This window comes from Streptomyces albidochromogenes, from assembly GCF_005981925.1.
Classification (GTDB): Bacteria; Actinomycetota; Actinomycetes; order Streptomycetales; family Streptomycetaceae; genus Streptomyces; species Streptomyces albidochromogenes.
This window is the reverse complement of record NZ_VBVX01000344.1, coordinates 1-6,357: the sequence shown is the minus strand read 5'-3', so window position 1 is coordinate 6,357 and position 6,357 is coordinate 1. Positions and strand designations below refer to the sequence as shown.

Genomic DNA, 6,357 nt, shown 5'->3' with positions numbered 1-6,357 from the left:
GGCCGGGTGGCGGGGCGGTCGGGCCGGACGCGTACCGGTCAGACCGGCAGGCGCAGCGTGACCGCCTGCTGGAGCGACTCGGGCGCCGTCCAGGCCGAGCGCTGTCCCGCGTACGCCGCTCCGAACACGCCGGTGCCGACGAGCAGTTGCTTGCGCGTGCCCTCCGGCGCGGTGACGGGCGCCACGACCCCCGAGGGCGCCTTCACGGTGACGGTCGTGCCGATGCGGTACGCCGTGACCCTGCCGTCGGCGAGCGCCTTGTCCCACGCGGCGCGGCGGGCGAGCTCCTGGCCCGCCTCCCGGTGGCGCGGGTTGACGACCGGGGTGTTGTCCGCGAAGAGGGCGCGGTAGTCGCCGAGCACCCGGTCCAGGACGGGGTAGAGGATCCGCTCCTCGGCCAGGTTCGACTGGTGGACGTAGTGCGGGCGCGGGTCGTTGGCCATGACGTGGCCGAGCGCCGTGCGCGCCTCCTGCGGCGCGATGTGCGTCGCGTAGCCGGTGGCCGGGTCGAGCGGGCCGTCGAGGCAGGTGGAGCCCGGGTTGGTCTCGCAGACGCCGCTGCCGCCGTCGGCCCTGCTGGTGTAGACCCAGTTGTACTCGTCGGTCATCTCCGCGGCGGTGCCGACGTTGTAGTACACGTTCATCGGGTGGCGCGGCACGGTCAGCGCGCTGCCGACGGCCCGCTGGCCCGGCTCGCGCGAGTTGTCGCTCGCGACCCACTTCACCCCGTTGTCGGCGAACGCGCCGGCCAGGTTCGGGTTGTCCACCGGCTGCTGCGGAAGCGTCTTCAGGCCCGAGTGCTCGCCGGTGACCAGTTCGGCCCGGTCGACGGCGATGCCCTTGCCGACCGCCCAGGAGTGGTTGTTCCTGATCTGGGCGGAGATCTCGGCGCGGCTGGTCCACAGGGTGGCGCCCGTCGCGTTCTTCGCGCACTGCCAGGGCACGGACGAGGTGTCCTGGACGCAGCCGAGGAAGGGATGCGTGTACGTGTGGTTCACCCAGCGGTACTTCGCCCGGTCGGCCACCAGCTGCGTGGTGAGCGGGTCGCTGCCGGCGTGGGCGGCCTTCCACGCCTCGCCGGAGCCCGCGTTGTAGACCATGTCGAGGGTGAAACCGGCGTTCTGCTGCCACTGGGCGGCGTACTGCGCGTCCGCCGCGGTCATCCGGATCGGCGTGGTTCCCTGCCCCTCGCCGTTCCCGCAGTCGAAGTCGCCGGGGGTGCAGTTGAGCTCGGTGTCCCAGCGGCTGTCGGGCGCGAGGACGTCGTCGACGTGCACCGAGAAGTAGTTGCGGCTCTGCCCGAGGTGCACGCCCTGGGTGAGCCATTCGACGACGCCGCGGGCGAGCAGCCGGAACTGCCGCTGGTGGCGGTTGTAGGCGAAGGTGACGACCAGCTCGCGGCGCCCGTCGTGGGCGTACTCGCCGACGAGGCTGGCCCGGCCGCCGCCGTCACCGGCGACCGGCATGTCCAGGTAGCTGGTGTAGCCCTCCCGGGGCCGGCCCGCGTAGCCGTAGCTCTCCCCGACGGAGGGCGAGTTGTCCTCGAACTCGACGGCGCCGTCGAGGTAGCCGAAGGGGCCGGCCTTCCCCGCCGGGGTCACCGCCGCCTTCACCCCGTCGAGCGGTCCGGCGTACCCGCCGTCGTTGGTGTAGTCGAGACCGACGCCCGGGTGCGCCCAGGAGTACGCGTCGACCTGCCGGATGCCGAAGCTCTTCTCGTAGGCGGCCAGGGCCTGCGACTCCGCGGAGCCGGCGCCGAACGGTTCGGCGCTGGGCAGGACGACTCCCTGGTACTTGGCGCGCGGCCGGCCGTCCACCGTGTCGGAGAGGAAGGCCGCGTCGATCACCGGTCTGCCCGGCTGGTCCAGCCGCACCACGGTGTACGGGACGCCGGTGCCGCGCAGCTCGGACTCGATCGCGTCCACGGAGCTGCCGCCGTCGTCGACGACCAGCACCTTCAGGTCGATGCGCGGCACCGCGGCCGCTCCCGCACCGGTCGGCGGCACCGCCACCGCGAGCAGACCGGCTACCAGCAGAGCCGCCCCGGTCCTGCCCCTACGCGTCCTGTACGCCACGGCGCACCCTCCCCCTTGTCGACCACCCGCACGGAAATAACGGGGGATCTGTGGAAATCATGCAAAGCAAGGCCATTACCCCTTGCCGGATTGCCACGAGTGTGACTCAGGCCTCACCGCGCGCCTCATGAACGCCAAAAGGACACCTCTGATGAGTGAACTGCTCGCTGCTGTGAGCGAAGGGGGCAACCGCGCGTAGGCTCGGTCCCGGCGCATCCGGCCGGCCGCCGGGCCACCGGGCACGGGCGCGCCGGGCACGGCCGGCCCCACCCCATCGGCCGAAGAACTCAACGGAAGCGAGATTTCACCACCGTGACTGCTCTCACTCTCAGCACTTCCGGCGCGGCGGCGCTGCGCGCCGACGCCATCGTCGTCGGCGTGGCGAAGGGCGCCGGATCCAAGTCCGGGGACCTGGTCGTCGCACCGGGCGCCGAGGCCGTGGACAAGGCGTTCGACGGAAAGCTCGCCGCCGTCCTGGAGACCCTCGGCGCCACGGGCGGCGAGGGCGAGGTGACCAAGCTGCCCGCCCCGTCGGGCTTCAAGGCCCCTGTCGTCCTGGCCGTCGGCCTGGGCAAGGCCCTGGAGAAGGACGACGCGTACAGCGCCGAGGCGCTGCGCCGTGCGGCGGGCGTCGCCGCCCGCGCGCTGAGCGGTGCCAAGAAGGCCGGCTTCGCGCTGCCCGTCGAGGCCGTCGAGGACGCCGCCGCCGTCGCGGAGGGCGCGCTGCTCGGCGCGTACGCCTTCACCGCGTACCAGGGCGGCGAGAAGGACGGCAAGGGCGAGAAGTCCGGCAACGGCGCGAAGCAGCCGCTCGCCGAGGTCACCGTGCTCGGCGGCAAGCCGCGCGACAAGGCGTTCAAGGCCGCGGCCGAGCGAGCGCTGGCGCTGACCGAGGAGATCAACCGCGCCCGCGACCTGGTCAACACCCCGCCGAACGACCTCTACCCCGAGTCCTTCGCCGCCGTGGCCGCCGCCGCCGGCAAGGAGCACGGCCTCAAGGTCCAGGTGCTCGACGAGAAGTCGCTCACCAAGGGCGGTTACGGCGGCATCCTGGGCGTCGGCCAGGGCTCGGAGCACGGCCCGCGCCTGGTGAAGCTCGCCTACACGCACCCCAAGGCGGAGAAGACCCTGGCCTTCGTCGGCAAGGGCATCACCTACGACTCGGGCGGCATCTCGCTGAAGCCGGCCGGCCACAACGAGACGATGAAGTGCGACATGGCCGGCGCCGCCGCCGTGTTCGCCGCCGTCGTCACGGCCGCCCGCCTCGGTCTGAAGGTCAACGTCACCGGCTGGCTGGCGCTCGCCGAGAACATGCCGTCCGGCAGCGCCACCCGCCCCGGCGACGTGCTGCGCATGTACAGCGGCAAGACCGTCGAGGTGCTCAACACCGACGCCGAGGGCCGGCTCGTCCTGGCCGACGCGCTGACCCGCGCCAGCGAGGAGCGCCCGGACGCGATCGTCGACGTGGCGACGCTGACCGGCGCGATGGTGCTGGCGCTCGGCAACCGCACCTTCGGCGTCATGGGCAACGACGAGTCGTTCCGTACCGCGATCCACGAGATCGCGGAGGAGGCCGGCGAGCAGTCCTGGCCGATGCCGATGCCGGTCGAGCTGCGCAAGGGCATGGACTCGGCGACGGCCGACATCGCCAACATGGGTGAGCGGATGGGCGGCGGCCTGGTCGCCGGCCTCTTCCTCCAGGAGTTCGTCGGCGAGGACATCGCCTGGGCGCACCTGGACATCGCGGGTCCGGCTTACAACGACGGCGGCCCGTTCGGCTACACCCCCAAGGGCGGCACCGGCTCCGCGATCCGCACCCTGGTGTCGCTCGCGGAGCGCACCGCCGCGGGCGACCTCGGCTGATCCGCGCGCGTTCGTCGTAGGTACGGTCGTACGGTCCCGGGCTCGCGTCCGGGGCCGTACGCACGAGCGGACGCACGGAGGAATACGTACGTCCGATTCCGCCTTCAACGAAATCCGTACATCCGTACGCCCCAGTAATCCGAGACGCGCGGCCCCGCCGCCGTCTCGGACCCCGGCCCCGCGTCCCGCCGTCCGTCAACAAGTGCGAAGATGGGTTCTCGGCAGGACAGGGCCCCCACCACAGGGCCGAATAAAAGCGGCCGAACACCAGCCGCCGCCCGGTCGAAGACCGGCGACCGGCGCACATGCATGGAGGACGTGACGTGGCGAACGACGCCAGCACCGTTTTCGACCTAGTGATCCTCGGCGGTGGCAGCGGCGGGTACGCCGCGGCGCTGCGCGGAGCCCAGCTGGGCCTGGACGTCGCCCTGATCGAGAAGAACAAGCTCGGCGGCACCTGCCTGCACAACGGCTGCATCCCGACGAAGGCCCTGCTGCACGCCGGCGAGATCGCCGACCAGGCACGCGAGTCCGAGCAGTTCGGCGTCAAGGCCACCTTCGACGGTGTCGACATGGCAGGCGTCCACAAGTACAAGGACGACGTCATCGCCGGCCTGTACAAGGGTCTCCAGGGCCTGGTCGCCTCGCGCAAGGTGACGTACATCGAGGGCGAGGGCAAGCTCTCCTCCCCCACCTCCGTCGACGTCAACGGCCAGCGCGTCCAGGGCCGCCACGTCCTGCTGGCGACCGGCTCCGTGCCGAAGTCGCTGCCGGGCCTGGAGATCGACGGCAACCGCATCATCTCCTCGGACCACGCGCTGACGCTGGACCGCGTCCCGAAGTCCGCGATCGTGCTGGGCGGCGGCGTCATCGGCGTCGAGTTCGCGTCCGCGTGGAAGTCCTTCGGCACCGACGTCACCATCGTCGAGGGCCTCAAGCACCTCGTGCCGGTCGAGGACGAGAACAGCTCGAAGCTGCTGGAGCGCGCGTTCCGCAAGCGCGGCATCAACTTCTCCCTCGGCGCCTTCTTCGAGAAGGCCGAGTACACCGCCGACGGCGTCAAGGTCACCCTGGCCAACGGCAAGGAGTTCGAGGCCGAGCTGCTGCTCGTCGCGATCGGCCGCGGCCCGGTCTCGCAGGGACTCGGTTACGAGGAGCAGGGCGTCGCGATGGACCGCGGCTACGTCCTCGTCGACGAGTACATGCAGACCAACGTGCCCACCATCTCGGCGGTCGGCGACCTCGTCCCCACCCTCCAGCTCGCGCACGTCGGCTTCGCCGAGGGCATGCTGGTGGCGGAGCGCCTGGCCGGTCTGAAGACCGTGCCGGTCGACTACGACGGTGTGCCGCGCGTCACGTACTGCCACCCCGAGGTCGCTTCCGTCGGCATCACCGAGGCCAAGGCCAAGGAGATCTACGGTGCGGACAAGGTCGTCGCTCTCAAGTACAACCTCGCGGGCAACGGCAAGAGCAAGATCCTGAAGACCGCGGGCGAGATCAAGCTCGTCCAGGTCAAGGACGGTGCCGTGGTCGGCGTCCACATGGTCGGTGACCGTATGGGCGAGCAGGTCGGCGAGGCCCAGCTGATCTACAACTGGGAGGCGCTGCCGGCCGAGGTCGCGCAGCTCATCCACGCCCACCCGACGCAGAACGAGGCGATGGGCGAAGCCCACCTGGCCCTCGCGGGCAAGCCTCTCCACTCCCACGACTGATCCAGTCCGGGCGCGACGACCACTTCCGCAATTCGTAAGGAGCAACAGAAACCATGCCGGTTTCCGTAACCCTTCCGGCGCTCGGCGAGAGCGTCACCGAGGGCACTGTCACCCGTTGGCTCAAGGCCGAGGGCGAGCGCGTCGAGGCTGACGAGCCGCTGCTCGAGGTCTCGACCGACAAGGTCGACACCGAGATCCCGGCCCCCGCCGCCGGCATCCTCGCGTCCATCAAGGTCGCCGAGGACGAGACGGTGGAGGTCGGCGCCGAGCTGGCCGTCATCGACGACGGCACGGGTGCGCCCGCCGAGGCACCCGCCCCGGCCGCCGCCGAGGCACCTGCCGAGGCCCCGGCCCCGGCCGCCCAGCCGGAGCCCGAGGCCGCGCCGGCCCCGGCCGCCGAGGCTCCCGCCGCCGCTCCGGCCGGTGACTCCTCCGCCGGCGGTACGGACGTCGTCCTGCCCGCGCTGGGCGAGTCGGTCACCGAGGGCACCGTCACCCGTTGGCTGAAGGAGGTCGGCGAGGAGGTCGCGGAGGACGAGCCGCTGCTCGAGGTCTCGACCGACAAGGTCGACACCGAGATCCCCTCCCCGGCCGCCGGCACGCTGCTGGAGATCCTGGTCGGCGAGGACGAGACCGCCGAGGTCGGCGCGAAGCTCGCCGTCATCGGCGCCGCGGGCGCGGCCCCGGCCGCCGCCCCGGCCCAGGAG

4 protein-coding genes are annotated in these 6,357 nt (G+C 71.7%); 3 read left to right on the top strand and 1 reads right to left on the bottom strand.

The window, feature by feature from the left end:
- Window positions 1–38: 38 nt before the first annotated feature.
- Window positions 39–2,075, bottom strand: coding sequence for a hypothetical protein (locus E2E34_RS29500; protein ID WP_244316238.1), 2,037 nt, complete (start codon window positions 2,073–2,075; stop codon window positions 39–41).
- A 312-nt stretch (window positions 2,076–2,387) separates the two neighbouring features.
- Here E2E34_RS29500 and E2E34_RS29495 point away from each other — a divergent pair, with 312 nt between their 5' ends.
- The 3 genes from E2E34_RS29495 to E2E34_RS29485 all read left to right on the top strand — a co-directional run.
- Window positions 2,388–3,938: a leucyl aminopeptidase gene (locus E2E34_RS29495; protein ID WP_138904929.1), complete on the top strand. Its 1,551-nt coding sequence runs from the start codon at window positions 2,388–2,390 to the stop codon at window positions 3,936–3,938.
- Between the two features lie 323 nt (window positions 3,939–4,261).
- Window positions 4,262–5,650, top strand: a complete 1,389-nt coding sequence (gene lpdA, locus E2E34_RS29490) for a dihydrolipoyl dehydrogenase (protein WP_167518416.1) — start codon at window positions 4,262–4,264, stop codon at window positions 5,648–5,650.
- A gap of 53 nt (window positions 5,651–5,703) precedes the next feature.
- On the top strand, window positions 5,704–6,357 hold a 654-nt coding region (locus tag E2E34_RS29485; protein WP_341870239.1), incomplete at its 3' end, for a biotin/lipoyl-containing protein.